At 39.5% G+C, this 25,708-nt stretch carries 25 protein-coding genes, 1 other RNA gene and 1 other annotated feature; of the genes, 18 read left to right on the top strand and 8 right to left on the bottom strand.

The features are described 5' to 3' along the window. The first annotated feature begins 1 nt into the window (after nt 1). Complete coding sequence (gene aspS / locus ABID56_RS02980) at nt 2-1,777, top strand: aspartate--tRNA ligase (protein ID WP_354219126.1); 1,776 nt, start codon at nt 2-4, stop codon at nt 1,775-1,777. Between the two features lie 91 nt (nt 1,778-1,868). After that, nucleotides 1,869-2,052: non-coding RNA, 6S RNA (ssrS, locus tag ABID56_RS02975), on the top strand. 48 nt (nt 2,053-2,100) lie between these two features. Here the strand turns inward: ssrS and ABID56_RS02970 are convergent. Next, nucleotides 2,101-2,724: an RsfA family transcriptional regulator gene (locus ABID56_RS02970; RefSeq protein WP_354219125.1), complete on the bottom strand. Its 624-nt coding sequence runs from the start codon at nt 2,722-2,724 to the stop codon at nt 2,101-2,103. A gap of 165 nt (nt 2,725-2,889) precedes the next feature. Here ABID56_RS02970 and ABID56_RS02965 point away from each other — a divergent pair, with 165 nt between their 5' ends. From ABID56_RS02965 to mtnN, 16 genes are all read left to right on the top strand, one after another. Further along, nucleotides 2,890-4,188 carry a replication-associated recombination protein A gene (locus ABID56_RS02965; RefSeq protein ID WP_354219124.1) on the top strand — a complete coding sequence of 433 codons (1,299 nt, stop codon included), beginning with the start codon at nt 2,890-2,892 and terminating at the stop codon, nt 4,186-4,188. A gap of 125 nt (nt 4,189-4,313) precedes the next feature. Continuing rightward, nucleotides 4,314-4,733: a cysteine metabolism transcriptional regulator CymR gene (cymR, locus tag ABID56_RS02960; RefSeq protein ID WP_354219122.1), complete on the top strand. Its 420-nt coding sequence runs from the start codon at nt 4,314-4,316 to the stop codon at nt 4,731-4,733. A gap of 21 nt (nt 4,734-4,754) precedes the next feature. Continuing rightward, complete coding sequence (locus tag ABID56_RS02955) at nt 4,755-5,906, top strand: cysteine desulfurase family protein (RefSeq protein ID WP_354219121.1); 1,152 nt, start codon at nt 4,755-4,757, stop codon at nt 5,904-5,906. Beyond that, the gene (gene mnmA / locus ABID56_RS02950; RefSeq protein WP_354219120.1) at nt 5,907-7,019 is read left to right on the top strand and encodes a tRNA 2-thiouridine(34) synthase MnmA; all 1,113 of its coding nucleotides are present in this window, start codon (nt 5,907-5,909) and stop codon (nt 7,017-7,019) included. Nucleotides 7,020-7,099: 80 nt separating this feature from the next. Further along, the gene (locus ABID56_RS02945) at nt 7,100-7,768 is read left to right on the top strand and encodes a tetratricopeptide repeat protein (RefSeq protein WP_354219119.1); all 669 of its coding nucleotides are present in this window, start codon (nt 7,100-7,102) and stop codon (nt 7,766-7,768) included. A gap of 14 nt (nt 7,769-7,782) precedes the next feature. Next, on the top strand, nt 7,783-10,101 hold the full coding sequence (gene recD2 / locus ABID56_RS02940) for an SF1B family DNA helicase RecD2 (RefSeq protein WP_354219118.1): 2,319 nt from the start codon (nt 7,783-7,785) through the stop codon (nt 10,099-10,101). Nucleotides 10,102-10,411: 310 nt separating this feature from the next. Beyond that, nucleotides 10,412-10,612, top strand: a binding site (T-box leader). A gap of 388 nt (nt 10,613-11,000) precedes the next feature. Then, nucleotides 11,001-13,643, top strand: coding sequence for an alanine--tRNA ligase (alaS, locus tag ABID56_RS02935; RefSeq protein WP_354219117.1), 2,643 nt, complete (start codon nt 11,001-11,003; stop codon nt 13,641-13,643). 46 nt (nt 13,644-13,689) lie between these two features. Beyond that, nucleotides 13,690-13,953 carry an IreB family regulatory phosphoprotein gene (locus tag ABID56_RS02930; RefSeq protein ID WP_354219116.1) on the top strand — a complete coding sequence of 88 codons (264 nt, stop codon included), beginning with the start codon at nt 13,690-13,692 and terminating at the stop codon, nt 13,951-13,953. Nucleotides 13,954-13,962: 9 nt separating this feature from the next. Further along, entirely contained in the window at nt 13,963-14,379 is a 417-nt protein-coding gene (ruvX, locus tag ABID56_RS02925) for a Holliday junction resolvase RuvX (protein WP_354219115.1), read from the top strand. Nucleotides 14,380-14,395: 16 nt separating this feature from the next. Beyond that, a complete protein-coding gene (locus ABID56_RS02920) occupies nt 14,396-14,680 on the top strand; it encodes a DUF1292 domain-containing protein (RefSeq protein ID WP_354219114.1) in 285 nt (94 codons plus the stop codon). A gap of 140 nt (nt 14,681-14,820) precedes the next feature. Further along, nucleotides 14,821-15,954, top strand: coding sequence for an endolytic transglycosylase MltG (gene mltG, locus ABID56_RS02915; protein WP_354219113.1), 1,134 nt, complete (start codon nt 14,821-14,823; stop codon nt 15,952-15,954). Between the two features lie 148 nt (nt 15,955-16,102). After that, a complete protein-coding gene (locus ABID56_RS02910) occupies nt 16,103-16,756 on the top strand; it encodes an O-methyltransferase (RefSeq protein ID WP_354219111.1) in 654 nt (217 codons plus the stop codon). Between the two features lie 18 nt (nt 16,757-16,774). Beyond that, nucleotides 16,775-17,407 carry a uridine kinase gene (udk, locus tag ABID56_RS02905; protein ID WP_354219109.1) on the top strand — a complete coding sequence of 211 codons (633 nt, stop codon included), beginning with the start codon at nt 16,775-16,777 and terminating at the stop codon, nt 17,405-17,407. Nucleotides 17,408-17,459: 52 nt separating this feature from the next. Then, entirely contained in the window at nt 17,460-17,936 is a 477-nt protein-coding gene (gene greA / locus ABID56_RS02900) for a transcription elongation factor GreA (RefSeq protein ID WP_354219107.1), read from the top strand. Between the two features lie 71 nt (nt 17,937-18,007). Further along, nucleotides 18,008-18,775 (top strand): YrrS family protein, encoded by a 768-nt coding sequence (locus ABID56_RS02895; protein WP_354219106.1) that lies wholly within the window; start codon nt 18,008-18,010, stop codon nt 18,773-18,775. Nucleotides 18,776-18,805: 30 nt separating this feature from the next. After that, a complete protein-coding gene (mtnN, locus tag ABID56_RS02890) occupies nt 18,806-19,495 on the top strand; it encodes a 5'-methylthioadenosine/S-adenosylhomocysteine nucleosidase (protein ID WP_354219104.1) in 690 nt (229 codons plus the stop codon). 37 nt (nt 19,496-19,532) lie between these two features. Here mtnN and sigK read toward each other — a convergent pair whose 3' ends face one another. From sigK to ABID56_RS02855, 7 genes are all read right to left on the bottom strand, one after another. After that, entirely contained in the window at nt 19,533-20,252 is a 720-nt protein-coding gene (gene sigK / locus ABID56_RS02885) for an RNA polymerase sporulation sigma factor SigK (RefSeq protein ID WP_377946486.1), read from the bottom strand. A 154-nt stretch (nt 20,253-20,406) separates the two neighbouring features. Further along, nucleotides 20,407-20,751, bottom strand: a complete 345-nt coding sequence (mnhG, locus tag ABID56_RS02880; protein ID WP_354219102.1) for a monovalent cation/H(+) antiporter subunit G — start codon at nt 20,749-20,751, stop codon at nt 20,407-20,409. Continuing rightward, nucleotides 20,732-21,037, bottom strand: a complete 306-nt coding sequence (locus ABID56_RS02875; RefSeq protein WP_354219101.1) for a Na(+)/H(+) antiporter subunit F1 — start codon at nt 21,035-21,037, stop codon at nt 20,732-20,734. Before ABID56_RS02875 ends, mnhG begins: the two co-directional genes overlap by 20 nt. Continuing rightward, entirely contained in the window at nt 21,037-21,513 is a 477-nt protein-coding gene (locus tag ABID56_RS02870; RefSeq protein ID WP_354219099.1) for a Na+/H+ antiporter subunit E, read from the bottom strand. The genes ABID56_RS02875 and ABID56_RS02870 overlap by 1 nt, the downstream gene beginning before the upstream one ends. 4 nt (nt 21,514-21,517) lie before the next feature. Further along, nucleotides 21,518-23,002 (bottom strand): Na+/H+ antiporter subunit D, encoded by a 1,485-nt coding sequence (locus ABID56_RS02865; protein ID WP_354219098.1) that lies wholly within the window; start codon nt 23,000-23,002, stop codon nt 21,518-21,520. Further along, nucleotides 22,995-23,330, bottom strand: a complete 336-nt coding sequence (locus tag ABID56_RS02860) for a Na(+)/H(+) antiporter subunit C (RefSeq protein WP_354219096.1) — start codon at nt 23,328-23,330, stop codon at nt 22,995-22,997. The genes ABID56_RS02865 and ABID56_RS02860 overlap by 8 nt, the downstream gene beginning before the upstream one ends. A gap of 1 nt (nt 23,331) precedes the next feature. Continuing rightward, nucleotides 23,332-25,662, bottom strand: coding sequence for a Na+/H+ antiporter subunit A (locus tag ABID56_RS02855; protein WP_354219095.1), 2,331 nt, complete (start codon nt 25,660-25,662; stop codon nt 23,332-23,334). Nucleotides 25,663-25,708 lie beyond the last annotated feature (46 nt).

Below are 25,708 nucleotides of genomic sequence, written 5' to 3'. Positions count from 1 at the left end.
CATGGAAAGAACACACTGTGGACATGTGACGACAAGTTTAGTCGATCAAACGATATTATTAAAAGGTTGGGTACAAAAACGACGGGACTTAGGTGGTTTGATTTTTATTGATTTGCGCGACCGTTCTGGAGTCGTTCAAACCGTTTTTAGTCCTGATGTTAATCAAGAAGCATTAGAAACGGCTGAATCGTTACGGAGCGAATTTGTCGTTGAAATTCAAGGAACGGTTAAAAAGCGCGATGCACAAACAGTTAACTCGAACATGACGACTGGTGAAGTGGAAGTTGTCGTAGAAGATGTGACCTTAGTGAATACGTCAAAAGCGTTACCGATTAAAGTGGATGATGCGAACGATTTAAATGAAGATACGCGTCTCAGATACCGTTATTTAGATTTACGTCGTGACACGATGCAAGAAACGTTGAAGTTGCGCCACAAAACAGCGCAAGCGATTCGTCATTACTTGAATCATCAAGACTTTTTAGAAATGGAAACACCGATTTTAACGAAGAGCACACCTGAAGGGGCGCGTGACTATTTAGTCCCAAGCCGGGTTCATCCAGGTGAGTTTTATGCACTTCCACAGTCACCACAAATCTTTAAGCAGTTAATTATGGTGTCAGGTTTTGAAAAGTATTATCAAATCACGCGTTGTTTCCGTGATGAAGACTTACGTGCTGACCGCCAGCCAGAATTTACACAAGTTGATATTGAAACATCGTTTATGTCTCAAGAGGAAATCATGAACATGACAGAGGAAATGTTGGCGTCAGTCGTAAAAGACGTTAAAGGTGTCGATGTCCCATATCCATTCCCGCGTTTAACGTATGATGAAGCGATGGAACGTTACGGATCAGATAAGCCTGATACACGGTTTGGTATGGAATTAATCAATTTAAATGACGTTGTTGCCGATAGTGGATTCAAAGTGTTTAAACAAGCAATTGAATCAGGCGGCAAAGTGAGTGCTATTAATGTTAAAGGGTTCGCCGACCAGTTTTCGCGTAAAGATATTGATCAGTTAACCGAATTCGTTGCTGTCTATGGTGCGAAAGGGTTAGCGTGGATGAAGGTCGATCAAGGCGAGTTATCCGGACCAATTGCGAAGTTCTTTGACGGCGATGATGCCCAAGCCATTTTAGAGGCCACAAACGGTGAATCAAATGATTTATTACTATTCGTAGCCGATCAAGCCGATGTCGTTTATGACAGTCTAGGTGCCCTTCGCCAGAAACTTGGCAAGGAATTAGGACTTATTGATGAAAGCTTATTCAATTTCTTGTGGGTAACCGATTGGCCACTTTTCGAATACGATGAGGATGATGGTCGTTATCATGCGGCTCACCATCCATTTACAATGCCACAGACTGATCGTCTAGACGACTTAAAAGACAATCCACAAGACGTAAAAGCAAAAGCTTACGATATTGTGCTCAATGGGTACGAACTAGGTGGCGGTTCTCTTCGTATTTATAATAAAGAGATGCAAGAGAAGATGTTCGAAGCATTAGGCTTTACGCAAGAAGAAACAGAAGAACAATTCGGTTTCTTATTAGAAGCATTAGAATTTGGCGCGCCACCACATGGTGGTATTGCGTTAGGATTTGACCGTCTAGTGATGCTATTAGCTGGTAAAACGAACTTACGCGATACGATTGCCTTTCCGAAGACAGCATCAGCATCAGATCTGCTAACAAAAGCACCTGATGTCGTCGATGAACGTCAACTAGATGAATTGCATCTAAAGTCGACAAAAACTGATCAACAAGACGTTTAATAAGGAAAATTTTGTTGTCATTTTGGCCGATTTTTGGGCTTGAAACGTAAGCGGGTTCATGCTATGATTTAAATACAAAATAACAAATGAAGCAATCCTAATGTGTACGTCTAACTCCTCATACGTTTTGACCGAACACTTATATAAAATGGGAGTCTGACGTTTCCATGGTGCGTAAATGCCTTTCGAGGACTTACAACAAACATGGAACAAGACACCCACCTGCCTTGAGCGGGTTCAAAACAAAATGGAGAGACGGCACAATTGGGATTGTTACATAAAGAAGAGAGGTTATTTCCAAAAAGGGAATAACCTCTCTTCTTTTATTTCGCCACTTGTTGTAAATTACCATTCTTCTCCATTTGGAATGTAGGCGAATCCGTATCACTTTCATCGAAAATCATCATTTTACGAGCACGATCCATAATAGCGATAAAAGTTTGATAATCGTCTTGTAAACTGTCGTATTGCGATTGAAGTTGATGTAATTCGTTTCGTAACGTATCGTTTTCCTCTTTTAATTGATGATTTTCGGATTGGACTTGATTAATATGTTGTTGTTCATCAAAAGCTGTCTTCAACAATTGAAGTTGCTGAATAATGTGATCAATTGATGGATTTGCCGGCGCATCGATTTGTGGTGTATCGATTTTTGCCGGTAAATTGTTCGGTTCTTCAGGCTTAGCTTGTGCAACAGGTTGCGATTGTTTTTGGGCACGTTTACGTTCTTTCCGTTGTCGTTTGGCTAAATCTACTGCTTTTTCATAGTTTTGCCTTACTTCAGCATTCCATCTAAATCCACAAGCGGCGGCTGTTCGGTTTAAAGCATCGCCGACTTCTTCGAATGCATTGAGTTGTGTACTGCCTTCACGAATGTGACGTAGTACGGTCTCGGCTAACAACAAATCATCTTCGTGGGACCACGCATCTTGACGTACTTTCACCATAGACGAATCGTTCCTTTCATTTATATCATTTAACTAGTGATTATAGATTTCGATATCTATCATATACAGAATGAGCAAGGTTTATACATAAAGGGAAATAATATTCGTCACATGTTAGCCAATCGTGTAAAATAAGATTAGCGTACGAATTAAAGGAGTTATGCTATGTTAGTGAATGAACCATTAGCGTATCGAATGCGCCCTGAAAAAATTGAAGAAGTGATTGGTCAAGATGATATCATCGGGCCTAATACGCCATTATATAAAATGATTAAACAAAATCATGTTCCATCGATGATTTTGTATGGTGAGCCTGGCACAGGCAAGACATCACTCGCATTTGCTATCGCAGGATCCACCCATCAGGATTTTTATGCGATTAATGCGACAACAGCTAGCAAAAAAGATATTGAAGAGATTATTGCTAAATCAAAAATGAGCGGTGGAGCCATTCTTTTTATCGATGAGATTCACCGATTTAATAAAAGCCAACAAGATTATTTGCTTAAAGCGCTTGAAGAAGGTGTGATCACACTTGTTGGCGCGACAACGGAGAACCCGTTTCACAGTGTGAATAATGCAATTCGATCGCGGTGCGGTCAAATTAAGCAATTGTCATTACTGACGCGTGATGCGATTATGACACTACTGAATCATGCGTTGTCTGACGCTGACAAAGGGTTAGGTCATTTATCCATTGAGATATCACAGGATCAATTAGAACGTATTGCTTCACAGACCGGCGATGCGCGTACAGCCTTAACATTACTCGAAGACATCGTATTTGCTTCTGATCAAGACGATAAAGGTGTTTATCATGTTCAAGATGACACTGTCCAGTATTGTATTCAAAACAAAGGGTTTTCACACGATAAAAAAGGTGACATCTATTATAATTTGTTGTCCAGTTTTCAAAAGAGTATACGCGGTAGCGATGTGAATGCGGCACTGCATTATTTAGCACGGCTGTTAGAAGGTGGCGATCTAGAAGCGATCACACGACGTTTATTAGTCATTGCGTATGAAGATATTGGGTTAGCCAATCCGCCATTAACGGCGCGAGTGCTTCCAGCGATTCAATCCGTTGAACGACTTGGATTACCTGAAGGGCGCATTCCGTTGTCAGTCGTCACGGTTGAGCTTTGTTTGTCGCCGAAATCAAATACAGCCTATAAAGCATTAGATCAAGCAATTACTCATGTCCAAAAAGGGATGACTGATGATATTCCAGATCACTTAAAAGACACTCATTACCAAGGTGCTCAAGATTTAGGTCATGGTATCGATTATAAATACCCTCACAACTATCAAGGGGGTTGGGTGTATCAAGAGTATTTACCAGAACGGTTGAAAGATGCGACATATTATAAACCGAAAGAAATTGGCGAAGAGAAACGACTCGCACAAATTTATGAAAAACTAAATCATTTAAAAGAAAAAGGTCGGCAAAATCGATCAGAATAAATGCAATGAATCGTTAAAACATGATATAATATCATCTGGTTTTTCAAGCGACTACTTCGGCAATCAATGATTGACCGTGTTATAATAAAGATAAGTATGGATGAGAATGATAGGAGGCACTCCGGTTGAAAATTTCTACAAAAGGGCGTTATGGATTAACGATTATGATCGCGCTCGCTAAACAATACGGTGATAAGCCGATACCTTTAAAATCAATTGCAGCCGATTACGGATTGTCCGAACATTATTTAGAGCAACTGATTGCTCCGTTACGGAATGAACGTTTAGTTAAAAGTGTTCGAGGAGCTAAAGGTGGGTACTTACTCACGCGAGAACCAAAGCAAATCACGGCAGCTGATATCATTCGAACGTTAGAAGGTCCAATTCGTCCCGTTGAAGAAATGGAAGATGAAGAACCGGCAAAGCGCGAATTGTGGAAACGGATCCGCGATGCCGTCAAAGACGTGTTAGAACAAACCACGCTCGAAGATTTAGCTGAATACGATGATGATATTTATCAAGAAGAGCATATGTTTTATATTTAAGAGTTCAAAGTAGGTGACAACATGGAGCCGATTTATTTAGATCATGCGGCAACAACGCCCATTCATTCGGATGTACAAGCTAAAATGACGGACGTGATGCAACATCACTTCGGTAACCCGTCCAGCATTCACCGATATGGACGAGATGGCCGCAAACTGTTAGACGAATCGAGAACGACAGCCGCTAAAGCGTTGAATGCGCCGTTTTCTTCGATTATTTTTACAAGCGGTGGCACTGAAGCGAATAATTTAGCGATTTTCGGAACAGCTCATGCTTATCGAGCTCAAGGAAACCATATTATTACGACGACGATTGAACACCATGCTGTCTTACATCCGTGCGAACAATTGGAAGCAGCTGGTTTCGAAGTGACGTACTTGCCTGTTGATCAATCAGGCCAAGTGCGTGTACAAGATGTACAAGCAGCCCTTCGAGACGATACGATTTTAGTCACAATTATGGCGGTGAATAACGAAACAGGTGTCGTTCAACCGATTCAAGAGATTAGCGACGTGCTAACCGACCATCAGGCAGTCTTTCATACGGATGCTGTGCAAATGTTTGGCGTCATGCCGATTGATGTGACTGAGCTTGGAGTCGATTTACTAACTGCTTCGAGTCATAAAATTTATGGCCCAAAAGGCGTTGGCTTATTATACAAACGTGATGACATTCACCTTGAGCAACAATTACTAGGTGGTGAACAAGAACGCAAGTGGCGACCGGGGACAGAAAATACATTGGCTATCGCTGGCTTCAATCAAGCGATTCAAACGTTACAAGCCAATCGTGAAAAGAGACACGAGCATTATCAAGCATTGCAAGACAGATTAATATTAGAATTGGAAAAGCAAGGGATAGAGTTTTCAGTCAACGGTGATTTGACTCAAAGAGTGCCGAATATTATAAACCTTAGCTTCCCTAAGACCGAAGTCGAAATGTTTTTAACGAATCTTGATTTAGCTGGTATTGCTGTGTCATCTGGTTCGGCTTGCACAGCAGGTTCGATTGATCCGTCACACGTATTAAAAGCGATGTACGGTGAAAAGGATGCTCGTTTAACGAATTCAATTCGATTTAGTTTCGGCATTGATAATACAGAAGACGATATGCAGATCGTCGCTGAAAAAATAAAACCGATAATAGAACGATTAGAAAAGGTGGTGACTTAAATGTCAGATAATGCGAATACGCGCGTCGTTGTTGGTATGTCAGGCGGGGTCGATTCATCTGTAACTGCGTTGTTGCTTAAACAACAAGGATACGACGTCGTCGGGATTTTTATGAAAAATTGGGATGACACAGATGAGTTCGGCGTTTGTACCGCAACGGAAGATTATGAGGATGTTGCACGTGTTTGTCATCAACTCGATATACCGTATTACTCGGTCAATTTCGAATCGAAGTATTGGGACAAAGTGTTTCAATATTTCTTAGACGAATACCAAGCAGGCAGAACACCGAATCCTGATGTCATGTGTAATAAAGAAATTAAATTCAAAGCGTTTTTAGACCATGCGATGGGTCTAGGCGCGGATTATTTAGCAACAGGGCATTATGCTCGCGTTCGTGAACGAGATGGACAGGTGGAAATGCTACGTGGTGTCGATCGTAACAAAGACCAAACGTATTTCTTAAACCAAATATCGAGTGACATTTTACCTAAAATTATGTTTCCACTTGGCGAATTGGATAAACAAGAAGTACGCGACATTGCGAAAGAGCATGATTTAGCGACAGCGACGAAAAAAGATAGTACCGGTATATGCTTCATTGGTGAACGAAACTTCAAAGATTTCTTAAGTGAATATTTACCGGCTCAACCTGGTCAAATGCAAACGTTATCGGGTGAAGTAAAAGGTGAACACGACGGTTTAATGTATTATACGATCGGTCAACGTCAAGGATTAGGTATTGGCGGTGCAGGCGACCCGTGGTTTGTTGTTGGTAAAAATCTGGACGATAATGTTTTATATGTCGGTCAAGGTTTTCATCATGACGCGTTATATTCCGATGCCTTATTAGCAGTGGATGTGAACTGGTTAGTAGATCAAGATTTATCAGAACCGTTCACGTGTACGGCGAAATTTCGTTACCGTCAACAAGATAGTGGCGTGACCGTTTATCCGAACGCTGATGGGACCGTGCAAGTGAAATTTGATGAGCCTGAACGTGCTATCACGCCGGGACAAGCTGTTGTATTTTACGATGATGACCTGTGCCTTGGTGGCGGTACAATCGAAGAAGCTTATCGTCATGAGGAGCCGTTAGCGCATTTAGCTTAAAGGTAATCAAAAAAGTCAGCACTGCATAAGACGCGTGGTGACTTTTTTGACGTTACATAAAGAAAGAAAGGGATACAATTATGAGTGAGTTACAAAAAGGCATTGACTATATGCAAAATCATCAATTTGAAGAGGCGGCACAAGCGTTTAATGATTATATTGAAGCTAATCCTGAAGATCCAGTAGGCTTCATTAATTTCGCTAATTTGCTTGTTCATTTACAAGAATTCGAATCGGCAGAGCGTTTTTATCGAAAAGCGTTATCATTAGAATCTGAATTACCGGCTGCTCATTATGGTTTAGGAAGCTTATTTTACGAACAAGAACAATTTGCTGATGCAACAGAACAGTTTCAAGAAGCGATCAAACAAGGGTTATCTGATGAAGACGTTTACTTTATGCTAGGTATGTCACTTCTTAGTCAGGATCAACCAAAACTAGCTTTACCTTATATGCAACGGGCAAGTGAGTTAAGTCATGATGATGTCGACATTCAGTTTCAGTATGGATTAACGTTAGCCTATTCGGGTATGATTGATGAAGCGGAGAAGCAAATGGATATCGTCATATCATTAGATGCAAACCATAGTGATGCTTATTATAATAAAGCTGTATGTTTGTTACACCGTGAGGAACCTGAAGCGGCACTTAAACAATTTGACCATGCGCTAGAGGTACACCCTGACCATGTGCTAGCTAGTCATGGCAAAAAACAGGTGGAACAGTTATTAAACGAAGATGACGCTTAAGGGAGCGAGCTGTAATGGCGGAACACTATTATGCAAAAGGACAGCTAAATCAAATGATTTTCCAAAACCAACAGACGCAATTTTCGATTGCGTCTATTTCTGTTGTGGAAACAGACATAGATATCGATGAAAAAGATTTAGTTGTTAAAGGCCATTTTCCAGCCTTAACTCATGGTAATGATTACATATTTTACGGTCAAATGCAGAATCACCCAAAATTTGGTGATCAACTGAATGTCTTTACATATGAAAAGGAGCTCCCAAAGACCGAAGATAGTTTAGTAAAATATTTAGCAAGTGATTTATTTTATGGCATCGGTGAAAAAACAGCGTCGAAGATTGTCGATACGCTCGGTCTTAATGCCGTGGATGACATATTACGTGACGAATCGAAATTAGATGAAGTCGTAGGGCTAAAAGCTGAAACTAAAAAGCAATTTATCGCGGATTTAAGGTTGCACCAAGGTTTTGAACAAGTGACAGTTGAATTAGCGAAATATGGTGTCGGCCTACAACTAGCTCAAAAATTGTACGATGTTTACGCTGAAAACACGATAAAACAACTACAAGATAATCCGTATGATTTTGTGTTTTATGTTGATGGTTTCGGATTCCAAAGAGCCGATGAGATCGCTAAAACCATCGGGATTGAAGATAACCACCCGACGCGAGTCCAAGCTGGTATTTTGCATGTTTTAGATGAAGAATCAACGAATGGGCACGTGTATGTTGAATTACCTTCGTTAGTCACACGATTAAATGAATTGTTGTTTCGTGGACAAACTGAAGAAACAAAACAGTCACTTCATGACTATTTAAATCAATTAGTGGATGACGAATTAATTGTAATGGAAGCAGACCGTATTTATTTACCTCAGCTTTATTTTGCAGAAGAAGGAGTTGCCTCACAGCTAACGCGTCTATTAGAAACGAATGAAGACTTAACGTTTGATGAGAGTGAATTAATGGCGGCAATTGGTGACGTCGAGGAACAAGAAGGTATCGCCTATGGTGAAGAACAATATGAAGCGGTCAAAAAAGCGTTAAATGAAAAAGTGATGTTATTAACAGGTGGACCCGGCACGGGTAAAACGACTGTTGTTAAAGGCATTCTCCATTGTTATGAAGCATTGTTTCAAAAGAAAGAACAAAAAAAGCAAAGCGATTATATTTTGGCAGCACCAACGGGACGTGCGGCGAAACGTTTGACTGAATCAACAGGGATTAAAGCGAAAACCATTCACAGTTTACTCGGCTGGTCAGGTGAAGAAGAGTTTGAATATAATGCGAGTAATCAATTAAGCGGGAAAGTTATGATTGTTGATGAGTTTTCGATGGTTGATATTTGGTTAGCGAACCGATTGCTTAAAGCTGTTCCTGCTGATATGAAAGTCATTTTTGTCGGTGATGAGGACCAGTTACCATCCGTTGGCCCAGGACAAGTATTAGCAGACCTTTTAGCATCACAATCCATACCCGTTTGTCGATTACAAGATATTTACCGGCAAAAAAATGATTCCTATATCATTAAATTGGCTCATGACATCAAACACGATCAATTACCTGAACAATCCGTTGGAAAAAAAGCCGATTTTAATTTTATTGACACCTCGAGTGATTATGCAGTTGACACGATTGAAAAGATTGTCACGAAAGCACTTGAAAAAGGCTACTCGATGCGAGATATACAAGTGTTAGCGCCCATGTACAAAACGAAAGTCGGTATTCATGAGTTGAATGACTCTTTACAGCAAATTTTTAACCCGAAAGAAGAATCAAAACGTGAATTGTTGCATTTCCAGTCGGTTTATCGTACAGGCGATAAAGTGATCCAACTCGTCAATCAACCAGAAAAAGATGTATTCAACGGAGATATTGGTGAAATAGTTGCCGTTAAAGACGCAAAAGAAGCTGATTCCAATAAAGATGAACTGATCATTAATTTCGAAGGGCTTGAAGTGTCCTATACGCGCCAAGATTTAAACCAAATCATGTTAGCTTATGCCATATCGATTCATAAATCACAAGGAAGCGAATTCCCGATTGTCATTATGCCAATTGTTAGGCCATTCAAACGAATGCTCGTTAAAAACTTAATTTATACAGCAGTGACAAGAGGCAAGGCATCCTTAATTATTTGTGGTGACTACGATATTTTTCTCGAAGGGCTACAAAAAGGCGATGCATATGAAAGACGAACCACTTTAGTGTCGCGTATTCAAGCGTTTTTAGGGCATAATGTTGAACAAGTTCCCCAGTCAGCCGAACAAAATCTTGAAAACGCTGAAGTTGATGAGCAGGAAGAATTTTCGCCTTATGATTTTATGTCTTAAGTAAAAGCTAAGAATGGTTGTACCGTTCGGTATGACACAGCTTTTAATGATAAGGTTGGTGATGATTTGGGGCGTGCTATGTCGACTGGAGTCATTGGAGCTGCAATCGTATATGCCTTACGAAATAATAAACGCTTTCGTAAAAACAAAACGATGAAACAGCTCCGTCGGTCAAGTCGGAAGTTGATGAAACGTTTTCGTTAATCAGTATTAATGGCTAGCTATCGATTTTGGGTAGCTGGCCTACATAATGATATAAGTTGACATAACGACCGGGGTTCTCTATAATAACGATTGAATATAATACGTATATAAATCAATGAAGGATCGAGTAAGTGACAAACTACTTACAGAGAGGGGTTTTATTAGCTGGAAAAAACCCTAAGATAAGTGTCACTGAACGCTAATCTGGAGAGCGGTTAACCCCCGACGTCGTCACAACGTTACTGTGCTTAAGTCGATAGGCATTTGCCTATAATTAGGGTGGTACCGCGGAAAAACCGTCCCTACACATTGAAGTGTAGGGACGGTTTTTTATTTTAGGCTCTGTTAATGTTTAGTCTTGATTTTCAAATGAATTAGCATTGAGTTGTTGAATTGTGAGAAGCGGAGGTGGCGACTCCAGCTCGATACACGGAGGAACGTCCACTAAGAACGCAAACGTCCTGTTTGCAACGTGGACGTCACGACATCGTGTCGAAGTACGTCCTGCGCCTGCGAGTACTCGGCGCAGAATTAGTCAAGGAAGCTTATGAAATCCGCTTTTGTGGCCAACGTCGACACTAGACCATCCGGGTCGTCGGAAAGCGTCCACCAAAAGCGGATCACAATTCAACAACAGACTTTAACAAAGCCTAATTTTAAATGACATTTAAATAAACGATACAGGAGGAATAAAGATGACACAATTGCAATCGCATGAAGTGAGACAAATGTTTTTAGACTTTTTTAAAGAAAAAGGCCATGGTGTAGAACCAAGCCGATCACTCGTGCCACAAGAAGATCCAACCCTTCTATGGATTAACAGTGGGGTGGCCACGCTTAAAAAATATTTTGACGGACGAATCATTCCGGACAATCCACGTATTGTCAATGCACAAAAATCGATTCGAACAAACGATATCGAAAATGTCGGCTTTACGGCTCGTCACCACACGTTTTTTGAAATGCTCGGTAATTTTTCAATCGGTGATTATTTTAAAGAAAAAGCGATTGAATGGGCGTGGGAATTCTTAACAAGTGATGACTGGATTGGATTTGACGCTGAACGTTTATCAGTCACTGTGCACCCAGAAGATGATGAAGCGTATCATATTTGGAAAGACCAAGTCGGCTTACCGACTGAGCGTATCATACGTATTGAGGAAAACTTTTGGGATATTGGTGAAGGCCCAAGTGGACCGAACACAGAGATTTTCTACGACCGTGGTGAAGCATATGGAAATGACCCGAAAGATCCTGAACTATACCCAGGTGGCGAAAATGAACGTTACTTAGAAATTTGGAATCTCGTCTTTTCACAATTTAACCATAACCCTGATGATACTTATACCCCATTACCGAAGAAAAATATTGATACGGGGATGGGATTAGAACGAATCGTTTCTGTCATCCAAGATACACGAACAAACTTTGAAACGGATTTATTCAAACCGATTATCGAACGAACAGAGCAACTGTCGGGTGTCCAATATCATGACAACGAACGACAAGACACAGCGTTCAAAGTTATCGCTGACCACGTGCGTACAGTAGCATTCGCAATCGGAGACGGAGCACTTCCATCAAACGAAGGTCGTGGTTATGTCCTACGTCGTTTATTACGCCGTGCTATTCGTTTTGCGAAGGACTTGAATTTAAATGAACCGTTTATGTATCGATTAGTGGATCAAGTCGCAACGATTATGTATGACTTCTATCCAGAAGTTCATAATAAAAAAGATTTCATTCAAGAAGTGGTGAAAAAAGAAGAAGAACGTTTCCATGAAACATTGCAAGAAGGCTTAGCGATTTTAGAAAAAGTGATGCAAGCTGAAAAAGCGAAACAGAGCAATGTTTTTCCAGGTGAAGAAGTATTTACGTTATATGATACGTACGGCTTCCCGAAAGAATTAACTGAAGAATATGTTCAGGCTGAGGGCTTCACGATTGATGAAGTAGGTTTTGAACGAGAGATGTCTAAACAACGTGAAAGAGCGCGTGAAGCACGCCAAAAAGTGGACTCAATGCAAGTACAAGATGAAGTGTTACAGCAAATTGATGTAGACAGTCAATTTATTGGTTATGACCAATTAACGACGACAACGACACTGTCAACAATTGTTAAAGATCAAGCCATGACTTCGAACCTTCAAGCTGGTGATGAAGCGACGATTGTATTAGCTGATACACCTTTCTATGCAGAAAGTGGTGGACAGATAGCTGACAAAGGTGTAATCAAATCAGAAACAGGTGTTGCGCATGTTAAAGATGTGCAAAAAGGGCCAAACGGGCAAAACTTGCATCAGATCGACGTGACAGAAGGTACACTAACGCTTCAACAATCAGTCGAAGCGGAAGTCAACGAATATGACCGTAAGCAAACAGTTAAAAACCACACAGCCACACACTTACTGCATCAAGCGCTTAAAGATGTTTTAGGTGATCACGTTAACCAAGCAGGTTCACTAGTGGCCCCAGATCGTTTACGTTTTGACTTCACTCATTTTAACGCCGTATCAGAAGAACAATTAAAAGAAATCGAGCGTATTGTAAACGAAAAAGTGTGGCAATCCATCAATGTAGCTATCTCTCATCACACGTTAGAGGAAGCTAAAGAGATGGGAGCTATGGCCTTATTCGATGCGAAATATGGCGAAGAAGTACGTGTTGTATTCGTGGATGATTATAGTATTGAATTATGTGGCGGGTGCCACGTTAATAATACAGCGGAAATCGGCCTATTTAAGATTACGCAAGAAACTGGTATTGGTGCTGGCACACGTCGTATTGAGGCGACTACAGGCCAAGGTGCTTACGCATATTACGAAGGCCGTGAGCAGTTATTAAGTGAAGCAGCGTCAAAATTGAAAACAAAAACAGAGCAAGTGCCACAGCGTATTGATGCTTTATACCAAGAAATAAAAGATTTACAACGAGAAAATGAATCGCTTACCCAAAAACTTGCGAATGTTGAGTCAGCTAATATTTTAGATCAAGTCGAAACCATTGATGATGTTTCGTTATTAGCAGAAAAAGTGGACGTTAGTGATATGAATGCGTTACGCAATATGGTTGATGATTTGAAACAACAATTAAATTCTGGCATCATTTTATTAGCGATGGAAAACGACGGTAAAGTCCAATTGGCTTCAGGTGTGTCTCAAGATTTAATTGACCGTGGTTTCCATGCAGGCAATCTGATTAAAGAAGCAGCTACACAGTGTGGTGGCGGCGGTGGTGGCCGTCCAGATATGGCACAAGCAGGCGGTAAACAACCCGAAAAAATCGACGATGCACTGGCTGTAGCAAAAGAATATGTCAAAACGGTTTTATCTTCGTAGCATTTCAGTATATAATGAAGTTAAAGTCGTTTGAGGGGGATTGTATATGTCAAATGATCACACAATGCAGTATCAGTTTTCTGATGACTCACAGGCCAAACAAGTGAACGAAACATTGCATCAAGTTTATCAATCACTTGAAGAGAAAGGATATAATCCGATTAATCAAATCGTTGGTTATTTATTATCGGGTGATCCAGCTTATATCCCTCGTCACAATGACGCCCGTAATTTAATGTCACTACTCGAACGCGATGAAATTATCGAAGAAGTTGTGAAAAATTACTTAAAAACAACGAAAGATACTTGAGGATAACACATGAAAGTTTTAGGACTAGATGTAGGTGAAAAAACGATCGGTATTGCCGTATCAGATGCATTACATTTTACTGCTCAAGGTATAGAAACGCTTAAATGGAATGAAGATAACTATGAGTCAGTCAAAGACAAAATGAGTCGTATCATCCAAGAGCATGAGATTAGTAAAATTGTAGTCGGTTTTCCTAAGAACATGAATGGGTCTGTTGGTGAACGAGGTGAAGTTAGTCAAGAGTTCGCGTCGTACTTAGAAGAAACATATGAATTACCCGTCGTGTTATGGGATGAACGGTTAACAACAATGGCAGCTGAACGGGTTTTATTAGATGCTGATATGAGCCGACAGAAACGAAAGCAAGTCATTGATAAAATGGCAGCCGTCATGATTTTACAAAGTTATCTTGACGCTAACCGTTAAAAAGGAGTGGACCCCTATGCAGGAGAAAGAACGTATTATTATTCCTGATGAGTCAGGAGAAGAACATTTATTTGATGTGCTGTTCACGTTTGATGTAGATCACACAGAGCAATCATATTTGGTTGCTGTACCTGCTGAACAAGAAGAAGAGGAAGAAGTCGAAGTATTTGCGTTTCGTTACGAAGAAGCAGAAGGTGACTCAGACGATTTAACCCTCTTTCAAATTGAAACCGAAGAAGAATGGCAAATCGTAGAAGAAATGCTCGCGACATTTTCTGAGTCAGATGAAGAAACAGAATAAGTTAAGTGGACCATGTGATATCACATGGTCTCTTTTATGTTTCCCAAAAATATTTATCAACAATTTAACAACAAAGATAGAAAAATGTCGTGTTTTATTTTATACTTTATTTGGTATTAAGAATGATAGGGGGAAGTTATTTGTCATCTTCCAATGAAACAGAAAATATAAAAGCAAGACGTGTCAAAGAAGCAAGTATGGCTCGTAAAGTTATTTTGATTGTCATTTTAGTGTTAGTGATTTTATTTACCATCGGTGGCTACTTCTTATACAACTATATTGAAGAAGGTTTAAGCCCTGTTGACCCAGATAATGATGAACTCATCGAAGTTAATATCCCACTAGGATCAAGCGTCGAAGATATTGCTAGTATTTTAGAAGAAAAAGATATTATCAGTAATGCCACCATTTTTGACTACTACGTCACATTCAAAAATGAAACAGGTTTTCAAGCTGGTGACTATCAAATGTCTAAAAGCTTAACGATGGATGAAATTATTGAAACATTAAAAACAGGTGTCATTATGGTTGATCCAATCTTTAGAGTCACGATTCCAGAAGGGACAACCATTGAAGAAATCGCCGGCATCTTTGCAGAGGAAACGTCGATCAATGAACAAGAATTTATGGATAAAATGAATGACGAAGCATTTATTCAGTCAATGATGGAGCAGTATCCTGAACTATTGTCAGATGATATTCTCGCTGAGGAAGTTCGTTATCCATTAGAAGGGTACTTAAATGCATTAACGTATCCTTTTTATGAAGAAGATCCGACCGTTGAACAAGTTGTTACAATGATGTTGGACGAAACGCAAAACCAAGTGTTCCAATATATCGATCAAATTGATAGTCGTAATTTATCGATTCACGAAGCATTGACGATGGCCTCACTAATTGAAAATGAAGCATCAGAACAAGAAAGTCGCCCTATGATCTCAGGTGTCTTTTATAATCGAATAAACCCTGATGAAGGTGAGCAAGAAATGCCGTTACAAACAGACCCAACTGTTCTCTATGCGAAAGGGGAACATCAAGAACGGGTTTTATATGAAGACTTAGAAATTGATCATCCGTACAATACGTATCAAAATCTAGGGTTGCCACCAGGGCCTATATCTAACTACCATGAAAGTGCATTAGAAGCAGCTGTTAACCCAGAATACCATAATTATAAATACTTCTTACATGGTGACGATGGGGATGTTCATTTCGCTGAAACTTTAGAAGAACATAATCAAAATATTGATCAGTATCGACCATCAAATGATTAATCATCATTGTTAGGAGTGCGATGTCATATCGCATTCCTCTATTTTTGTCTAAATTCATCACATTGAAGTTCATCATAAGACAAATAGCTTCAGCTTGTGGTAAAATAACGTCGTTGCTTATGGCAATGGAAGGACGCGTGAAAGTAACATGTCTAAAACAAAGCATTATATCCGTTCATTACAACCTGAACAACACCCGTTGTTAGATAAAATGGAGCAGTATGCCGACAATCATCACGTACCTATTATGGAACGTGATGGCATAGGATTACTTCAACAGTTAGTGCGTTTACACCAACCACAACATATACTAGAGATCGGAACAGCCATTGGGTATTCGGCGATTCAAATGGCGCTAGCAACTAAACATGCGTCTATTACGACAATCGAACGTGACGACAATCGTTTTCAAGAGGCTACACATTTTATTCATGAAGCCCAATTACACGATCGGATTCAAGTGATTCATCACGATGCGAATGTTTGGTTGGACGAGTTATCTTCTGATAGTCAAACGTATGACCTAGTGTTTGTTGATGCGGCAAAAGGGCAGTATCAAGCCTTTGTAGAAAAGATTGATCCATTTGTAGCAGAAGGTGGTCTCATTGTGGTTGACAACGTTTTATTTAAGGGGTATGTTGCTAAAGAGGTACAAGACAATGAGCGGTTTGTTAATATAGGTGAAAAAATTAATCAGTTTAATCAGTGGTTATCGAACCATAGCGATTACACGACGACGATCGTTGAATCAGGTGATGGTGTGGCGATAGCGGTTAAAAACAGTCAAACAGATAGTGAGTGAAGAAGGGAGCAACAGGCCTTGAACGATAAGCCGATAATAATAGGGGTTGCAGGTGGTACTGGTTCAGGTAAGACGACTGTAACTAGAACCATTTGTGAACAATTTCAAAATACATCGATTCTAATGTTAGAACAAGATTCATATTATAAAGATCAATCACATATACCATTTGAAGAGCGATTAAATACCAATTATGATCATCCATTAGCATTTGATAATGATTTATTAATTGACCATCTCAATCGATTATCTCGCCGTGAATCGGTCGAAAAACCGGTGTATAATTACGAATTACACACGCGTTCAGATGAAACGATCCACACTGAGCCACAAGAAGTGATCATTTTAGAAGGTATTCTCGTATTAGAGGATGCTCGTCTTCGAGATATTATGGATATTAAAGTCTTTGTTGATACAGACGCTGATATTCGTATTATTCGACGCATGATGCGTGACATTAAAGAACGCGGCCGAACATTAGAATCGGTCATGAATCAATATATGAATGTCGTTCGACCGATGCATTTACAATTCGTTGAACCGGCGAAACGGTATGCGGATATTATCATACCTGAAGGTGGCGAAAATCACGTCGCAATTGATTTATTATCAACAAAAATCAAAAGTATTATTGACAAAAAACAAATATAACCATTAATATTAGCGCTAATGTAGATATATGAATGAGAAGGAGTGTCCAAACATGGCTGAAGAACAAAGCTATTACATGACAGAAGACGGAAAACGCAAATTAGAAGAAGAATTAGAAGAGTTAAAGACCGTAAGACGACCAGAAGTGGTTGAACGTATAAAGATTGCACGTGACTTTGGTGACTTATCAGAGAACTCTGAGTATGATGCTGCTAAAGATGAACAAGCTTTTGTTGAAGCGCGCATTTCACAAATTGAAAATATGATTCGTTATGCTGTTATTATTGAAAATGATGATGATAATAATGAAATTGTCCAATTAGGTAAAACGGTTATATTTGAAGAGTTACCTGATGGTGATGAAGAAGAATATCAAATCGTTGGTAGTGCCGAAGCGGATCCATTTGAAGGTCGTATTTCCAATGATTCACCGATGGCGCAAAGCTTACTCGGTAAAAAAATTGGCGATCAAGTGATGGTCCAAACACCTGGTGGCGAATTCGAAGTTAAAATTAAAGAAGTCAAATAACTATCAATTAAAGTCCTACACAACCGTGTAGGACTGTTTAACATAATAGTTGCGTATAAGGAGGCCGAGCAATGGAACATGATAGTCGTTCTGAACGTTTTGAGAAACGTCGTAAAAACACAAAGTTAATGAATTCATTAATTTGGTTAGTCGTTCTTTTAATTATTGTATTAGTCGGTTTTTGGTTGTTTGGTGGCAATGATGATACAGCTGATCAGCAACAAGATGAACCAGCGGCAGAATCATCAGACAATGGAAACAATGAATCATCAGAAGATGAGGGTGATGCAGGCGAATCTGAAAACGCTGACAGCGATGATAATCAAGCATCATCGGGTGCGGATGAATCAACAGATGAAACCGACGCTAACGATGATTCACAATCTGATGAAGAAGGCAGTGAAGACGAGGCCAACTCGGACGAAAGTCAATCAGACGACACAAGTAACCCTGATGAACCGACAGAAGAAACCGTAACAGAGTCGGATAAAGACAATGTAATTCGTGTAATCGAACGCGATTGGGAGCCTATTGGAACGGAACAAGAAGAACCTCATAACTCTGAATTCTCTGAAGGAACACAAGATCGTAAAGAAATGGAAGATGCGATCGAGTATGCGACAGGATTAGCCGAAGACGATATCATTTTTTGGCGCTTAGAAAGTGGCGGTATGGCTAATCATGTTATAGGTACAGTGACAGATGGTGCCCAAGATGATGTGTATCGCGTCTATTTAGATTGGATTGAAGAAGAAGGTTGGCAACCACAAAAGATGGAAGTACTAGAAGTCAATGATGAACATCCTGATTACAATGCAGAATCATCAAATGACGAGTAATGAGTGAACAATACAGGAGGCATACGACAAATGCGATACGGTTTAATTGGAGCAATGGATGAAGAAGTAGAATGGCTGAAATCACAAATGACTGTTGACTATGAAGAAACAATTGCGAACTGTCATTTTATTGTTGGACAGTTACACGACCATGATGTCGTCTTATTACGATCAGGAATTGGTAAAGTGAATGCCGCTATATCAACAACGTTACTTCATGAACGTTTCCAACCTGATTATGTTATCAATACAGGATCAAGCGGCGGTGTTGATCAGTCGTTAAATGTAGGTGATATCGTCATTGGTACTGAGACGATTCACCATGACGCAGATGCGACGGCATTTGGTTATACACATGGCCAGATTCCACAAATGCCGGCTCGATTTCGTTCTGATGATGAATTAGTTAAGCGAGCACAACAAGCGAAAGAAATTTTACCAGACGACGTGACAGTGGCTGAAGGGTTAATTGGAACCGGAGATTCGTTTATGTCAGATTATGAACGTGTTCAAACCGTTGCAAAACGCTTTCCTGACGTTAAAGCTTTAGAAATGGAAGCTGTTTCCATCGCACAGGTGTGTCATCAATATGATACACCGTGCTTAATCATTCGGTCATTATCCGATATCGCTGGTCAATCATCTGATATTTCCTTTGAAGCTTATTTAGAAAAAGCAGCGAAAAATAGTGCAACGTTAATTGCTGAGATGTTGACATAATGTTGAGTAGCTATCTGAATCAATCAGATAGCTGCTTTTATTTTGTAGATGACTCATTTTGTTGACGATCTCGATAAAAAGCATGGAACATTTTCATTAAGGCCCGCTTTTCAATTCGGGATACATAGCTACGTGAAATGTTCAACGCCTTAGCAATTTCTCTCTGTGTATAATCAGGCTGACGTCCCAATCCGTAACGTTTAACAATGACCTCTTTTTCCCTTTCATCAAGTAGGTGTAAATAACCAAAAATCGCTTCAATATCAATCGCTGTTTGGACTTTATCCGTTAAATCAGGTTGGTCGGATTTTAATACGTCAATGAGACTGATTTCGTTACCTTCTTTATCATGGCCAATGGGGTCCTGAAGAGAAACATCTTTTTGACTTTTCTTCGTGGAACGTAAAAACATAAGAATTTCGTTATCAATACATCGTGCGACATACGTGGCCAACTTAGTCCCTTTATCGAGCGAATAACTCTCAACTCCTTTAATCAAACCAACTGTCCCTATCGATATTAAATCTTCTTGTTCTTCGTTGTTTTGTTCATATTTTTTAGCGATATGAGCGACTAAACGTAAATTATGCTCGATTAATTTATTGCGAGCGTCAATATCCCCTTTTTGCCATTGTTCCAAGTAGTAACGCTCATCATCTGGTGATAAGGGTTGTGGGAAGGCATGACCTTTGACGTAGGCGAAGAAAAGATAAGGATTGTGCAGAAAGATCGACAGAAGTTTTATAACGCTTAGCACGCAATCATCTCCCTACAAGGGTATTTAGTCTCTATGTTTACTTTATGAGCCACAATAGGCAAATGTGCGTGTACACATACAATTATTATTAAATAAAAATGATCCGACCCTTCTATGCAATTTCAAACAAGAAGGGTCGGATCGATTTATTCGTTTATTTCGTTGTCCGTCGTGTGTCTTGATTAAGTTGATCATGTTTGGTGTGTTGAGTAAGTTGAACACCTGAGTTGTAAGCGGCTCGTGAAATCATATGACCGCTTATTGGTGCAGTCATGAGAACGAAAACAATACCAATTAATAATTTACCGCTCACAATGCCTTGATCGAATAATAGATAGAAAAAGGCTCCGAGTAATACACCAGCAACTCCTAACGTTGCAGCCTTAGTAGCGGCGTGCAAGCGTGTATAAACATCAGGAAAACGAATGATACCGAGCGAGCCAGAAAAGGTGAAAAACGTACCGATTAAAAGTAATAAACTAATGATTATGTCGATCAATGATAACACCCTTTTCTAGAAATTTTGCTATAGCAATCGTACCGATAAATAGCAAGATACCGATCAATAAGACAATATCATTAAGCTGATCAGTTGCAAGATTAATTGCTTGTAAACCAACTAATGCCATCATGTTAATTCCAATTGAATCAAGTGCAACAGCTCGGTCTGCATTCGTCGGTCCTTTAATTGTACGGTAAACTAATAAAATAATGGATAAGGAGATCCCGATAAAACTGATCCAAACCGTGACACTTAACATGTCTGCTCCAAAATCTTGTAGCATTAGCGTGTCACCTCCATTATGGCCGATTCAAATGTTTGCTTTATGTCATTTATAGATGCTTCGACATCAGGTAGATCCATCGCATGAATATAGACATGCTTACAATCATAAGAGACTGAAACACTTAACGTACCAGGCGTTAATGAAATTAAAGATGTTAATAGTGTGATTTCTTTATCACTCGTTAGATCGATAGGCAATGCGAAAATGCCAGGTTCTACATTGATGGATGGTTTATAGGCGTGTTTTACAATTTCTATACTGGATAAAATTAATTCCTTGATAAAAATAAGAATTAATTTTATCACGGAAAACACACGCACCATATAATACTTATCAGTTAAGAATCGACGTAGTAAAAACAATAGGCCAATCCCGATTACATAACCAACAAAGAAGCTGACAAAATCATACGTTTCACTTAAAAACATCCATGTAATGGCTATAAGTAAGTTGACAACAATTTGTACCGCCATATTATCATGACTCCTTTAAGACAGAACTAATGTATTCCGTTCTGTCGTACAGCATATTAGAAATGGATTCAATGTGTGGATAGACGAATTCGGCACCAACACCTAAAAAGATCGCAATTCCCACTAAGACAACCCCTGGAATTGTTAATTTGCGAATATGTTTATAATCAGATGACATGCCGTCCATTTTTTCGCCCCAAAAACCGTAAACAAAGATACGCATCATCGATAATAAAATGAGCAAACTGGATAGTAGAGCGACAATGACGAGTAAAAACTCTTCTTGTGCTAAACCACCTTCTAATAAAAGAATTTTACCAATAAACCCGCTAAATGGCGGTACTCCAGCTAGAATAAGTGAAGCTACAAAGAAAATCCAGCCTAGTAGTGGATAACGCTGAATCACGCCACTCATTTGACGTAAGTCTTTTGTGCCTGCAGCGACGACTAATGCCCCAATTAAGAAAAACAGGGCACCTTTAATGACCATATCATGCATCAAATAATAGACAGATCCTGCAATCGATTCAGGCGAATATAAACCAACCCCCATTAGCATGAACCCTACAGCAGGAATAATGTTGTACGCGATAATTAATTTCACATTATGAGTTGATAAAGCACCGATGACACCGAATAGCATCGTGAGCATTGCTAGCCATATAAATAATTGATGCGTCACACCCGTTTCATGAACGAAAATAAGTGTATAGATGCGAATGATCGAATAAATACCGACTTTTGTTAACAAAGCACCGAATAATGCTGATACTACTGGATTCGGTACAACATAAGAATTCGGTAACCAATAGTAAAGTGGGAAAATCGCTCCTTTTACCGCAAAGACGAAAAAGAGTATAACCCCGACGGTCGTTAAAGCCCCTTGTTGATCAACGGACTCCACTCGCTCTGCTAATTGAGCAAAGTTCACCGTTCCTGTAATTGAATAGATATAAGCGACTGACACGATGAATAACATCGAAGAAAATAAGTTAAACAACACATATTTAAATGATTCACGTAACTGTGCTTTACCATTTCCTAATACGATCAGGCCATATGAAGCCATAAGTAACACTTCAAAAAAGACGAATAAGTTAAATAGATCCCCTGTCATGAATGCACCAGAAACACCGGATATCAACAAAAAGTAAAAACCATAAAAATAAAACGTTTCTTGCTGTCGCTCCAAGATTCTCGGTGCATAGAAAAGAGCGGCTGTTCCGATCACATTTGTTGTTGTGACAAGTAGCATAGCTAGTGGATCACCGACTATCGAGATCCCATAAGGTGCCTGCCATCCACCTGCTTGCCCTACAATTGTACCTTCACTAAAAATATAAAACGTTAATCCACTAATAAACACGAGGGATAAAACGGCAGTGATTTGGGAAAAGAGTCGTACACCTCTTAACTGTTTCGCAAACAATGCTGCGACTATACTTGCGAGAAGAGGAATGACGATTGGTAAAAATATTAAATTACTCATATTCACGACCTCGCATTTCTTCCATATTGTCTGTTTTATTTAATGTGTACGTTCGATAAGCGAGAACGAGTAAGAAGCTAGTAACACCAAAGCTAATAACAATCGCTGTTAAAATAAGCGCTTGTGGCAATGGGTCTGTATAGCTTGATGCATCACTAATTAATGGAGGAGCTCCTGTTTTGACACGTGCCATCGTTAATAAAAATAAGTGTGCACCATGTGATACAAGAACAGTGCCGATAATGATGCGCAACAACTGTTTTTGTAAAAGGTTGTAAATACCCGTTCCAAATAATAACGAGGCTAAGCCGATTAAAATAAATTCCATATTAATTCGCCCCCTTATTTCGACGAAGTTTGATCATGGCGACAATGGCTAAGGCTGCACCGAAGAGTACGGCCACTTCAAATAACGTATCAATGCCACGGAAATCGACAAGGATAACGTTAACCATATTGTCACCGCCACCTAATTTATAACTATTATCAATAAAATATTGAGCAATTGGATCAAATGCGCGACCATTGTACGCACTAATACCAACCACCATCATGATAAGACCGAAGACAACAGAAATGATAACGTTAGTGGACTTCGTAAACCATGTTGTTTTCGATTTGTTTAAATTCGGTAAATGATAGAAACACAATAAGAATAGGGCAACTGTCACCGTTTCAACGATGAGTTGTGTTAATGCTAAGTCAGGCGCACGATACATGACGAACAAGACAGCCATACCGTAGCCAACAACACCAACTATTAAGATGATAGCAATGCGATTGCGTGCGAAAATAGTAGCTACCGCAGCTGCTGCCATAAATAAGACAACAAGAACTTCACTCGTTGTAATAGGAGCTGTTTCGGCCATGTCAAAATTCATTCCGTCTGTTATCAGCATTACACTGATGACAATGGCACTGATAGCCGTGAGTAATAGCACCATATAATTACGGAGTGAACCTGTCATGTAAAATTGTGTAATCGCTTGAGATGCTGTTTCTGTTTTAGCCACAATCCAGTCGTATACCTTGTTCAAACTTAAACGACCAGGAAGTGCATGGTAAATGCGGTCCCATTTTGACTTTGTCAGATACATAACAGCACCGATAACGACGACAGCAATCGACATATAAAACGCTGGAATCAAACCGTGCCAGAAGTATATGTCTTTATTGGCTTCACCACCATAAACAGCGTCAGCAGCATGTGTAATTAATGACTCATTGAAAATCGTCGGGAATAACCCGATGGTCAGAACCCCTAATACTAAAATAAACGGTGGTAAAAGCATCATTTTAGGCGCTTCGTGCGGATGTTTCGGTAATTCATCCACTTGTGATTCACCTGTAAACGTATTGAAGAATAAATACATCGAATAAATAAACGTAAAGATACTTCCAACGACAGCTAAAATAGGTATGATCGTCACTAACGTTTCAGCGAATGGACTTGAAGCTGTATTGTCCAATGATGCTTTGAAAAACATTTCTTTACTATAAAAACCGTTTAAGAACGGTAATGGCACACCAGCCATAGAAAATGTACCAAAGATGGCAAGCGTCGCCGAAACAGGCATGAATGTAAATAAACCACCTAGTTTGCGAATGTCACGTGATCCCGTTTCATGATCGACGATACCTGCGATCATAAATAGGCTACCTTTAAACGTCGCATGATTTAAAATGTGAAACACCGCAGCAAATAGCGCGACTTTCGTGCCAAAACCTAACATGGCCATAATCATGCCGAGTTGACTGATTGTCGAAAACGCTAAAATACCTTTTAAGTCTGTTTGACGCACAGCCATGTAGGAGCCCCACGTTAACGTTACCAGTCCGACTAAACTTAATATGATAAAGACGTATGGCTCTCCAGCTAAAATCGGTGAAAAGCGAGCCATTAAGTAAATACCTGCTTTGACCATTGTTGCTGAGTGTAAGTAAGCACTAACTGGTGTAGGAGCTTCCATCGCATCAGGTAACCAAATGTGAAATGGAAACTGTGCTGATTTCGTAAAAGCACCAAGTATTAAAAAGGTTAAGATGAACGGAAAGAATTCACTGTTCACAATGGTGTCAGCTTGATCAACCATTCCTTGAATACTCGTCGTTCCTGTTACGATCGTTAATAAAATAAGTCCGGCAAGTAAACTGAATCCACCAAAAACGGTGATTAACATGGATTTTAAAGCGCCATATCGAGAACGTTCACGATGGTGCCAATACCCAATCAATAAAAATGAAGAGATCGATGTGAATTCCCAAAAGGCATATAAACCGAACACATTATCAGAAAGAATAACACCTAACATGGCTGTCATGAAAATATAGAGATACGTATAAAAATGACTGAGCTGTTCTTTATGATTTAAGTAATAAATGGAATATAAAACGACTAATGTTCCAATTCCACTAATTAATAATGCGAAAAGTAAGCTTAGTCCATCTAAATGGAAACTTAACGCTATGTCGAGTGATGGAATCCAATCAACCGAAAAAACTTTAGGTTGAAAATCAGATCCAACAAATTGAAGGAAATAGATGAAAACAGCGAATGGAATCGGTAAGATTAACCACCCAGTATGTATTTTATCCTTCCAACGACTTAAAAATGGGATAATAATTGCTAATAATAGTGGAGCGAATATGGCAAAAATCATGTTTTTTCATCCTTTCAAGCAAACTACACAACAATAAATACAGTAA

Source organism: Alkalibacillus flavidus, from assembly GCF_040545925.1.
Lineage (GTDB): Bacteria > Bacillota > Bacilli > Bacillales > Alkalibacillaceae > Alkalibacillus > Alkalibacillus flavidus.
The sequence above is the reverse complement of the archived record's forward strand: the minus strand, read 5'-3'. Positions and strand labels throughout refer to the sequence as shown.

Bases quoted from the DNA above. Each gene is read 5' to 3' on its own strand.
- aspS (WP_354219126.1), top strand. From the start codon at position 2: ATGGAAAGAACACACTGTGGACATGTGACGACAAGTTTAGTCGATCAA.
- ABID56_RS02970 (WP_354219125.1), bottom strand. From the start codon at position 2,724: ATGGTGAAAGTACGTCAAGATGCGTGGTCCCACGAAGATGATTTGTTG.
- ABID56_RS02965 (WP_354219124.1), top strand. From the start codon at position 2,890: ATGTTAGTGAATGAACCATTAGCGTATCGAATGCGCCCTGAAAAAATT.
- ABID56_RS02955 (WP_354219121.1), top strand. From the start codon at position 4,755: ATGGAGCCGATTTATTTAGATCATGCGGCAACAACGCCCATTCATTCG.
- mnmA (WP_354219120.1), top strand. From the start codon at position 5,907: ATGTCAGATAATGCGAATACGCGCGTCGTTGTTGGTATGTCAGGCGGG.
- ABID56_RS02945 (WP_354219119.1), top strand. From the start codon at position 7,100: ATGAGTGAGTTACAAAAAGGCATTGACTATATGCAAAATCATCAATTT.
- recD2 (WP_354219118.1), top strand. From the start codon at position 7,783: ATGGCGGAACACTATTATGCAAAAGGACAGCTAAATCAAATGATTTTC.
- alaS (WP_354219117.1), top strand. From the start codon at position 11,001: ATGACACAATTGCAATCGCATGAAGTGAGACAAATGTTTTTAGACTTT.
- ABID56_RS02930 (WP_354219116.1), top strand. From the start codon at position 13,690: ATGTCAAATGATCACACAATGCAGTATCAGTTTTCTGATGACTCACAG.
- ruvX (WP_354219115.1), top strand. From the start codon at position 13,963: ATGAAAGTTTTAGGACTAGATGTAGGTGAAAAAACGATCGGTATTGCC.
- ABID56_RS02920 (WP_354219114.1), top strand. From the start codon at position 14,396: ATGCAGGAGAAAGAACGTATTATTATTCCTGATGAGTCAGGAGAAGAA.
- ABID56_RS02910 (WP_354219111.1), top strand. From the start codon at position 16,103: ATGTCTAAAACAAAGCATTATATCCGTTCATTACAACCTGAACAACAC.
- greA (WP_354219107.1), top strand. From the start codon at position 17,460: ATGGCTGAAGAACAAAGCTATTACATGACAGAAGACGGAAAACGCAAA.
- ABID56_RS02895 (WP_354219106.1), top strand. From the start codon at position 18,008: ATGGAACATGATAGTCGTTCTGAACGTTTTGAGAAACGTCGTAAAAAC.
- mtnN (WP_354219104.1), top strand. From the start codon at position 18,806: ATGCGATACGGTTTAATTGGAGCAATGGATGAAGAAGTAGAATGGCTG.
- ABID56_RS02875 (WP_354219101.1), bottom strand. From the start codon at position 21,037: ATGCTACAAGATTTTGGAGCAGACATGTTAAGTGTCACGGTTTGGATC.
- ABID56_RS02870 (WP_354219099.1), bottom strand. From the start codon at position 21,513: ATGGCGGTACAAATTGTTGTCAACTTACTTATAGCCATTACATGGATG.
- ABID56_RS02865 (WP_354219098.1), bottom strand. From the start codon at position 23,002: ATGAGTAATTTAATATTTTTACCAATCGTCATTCCTCTTCTCGCAAGT.
- ABID56_RS02860 (WP_354219096.1), bottom strand. From the start codon at position 23,330: ATGGAATTTATTTTAATCGGCTTAGCCTCGTTATTATTTGGAACGGGT.
- ABID56_RS02855 (WP_354219095.1), bottom strand. From the start codon at position 25,662: ATGATTTTTGCCATATTCGCTCCACTATTATTAGCAATTATTATCCCA.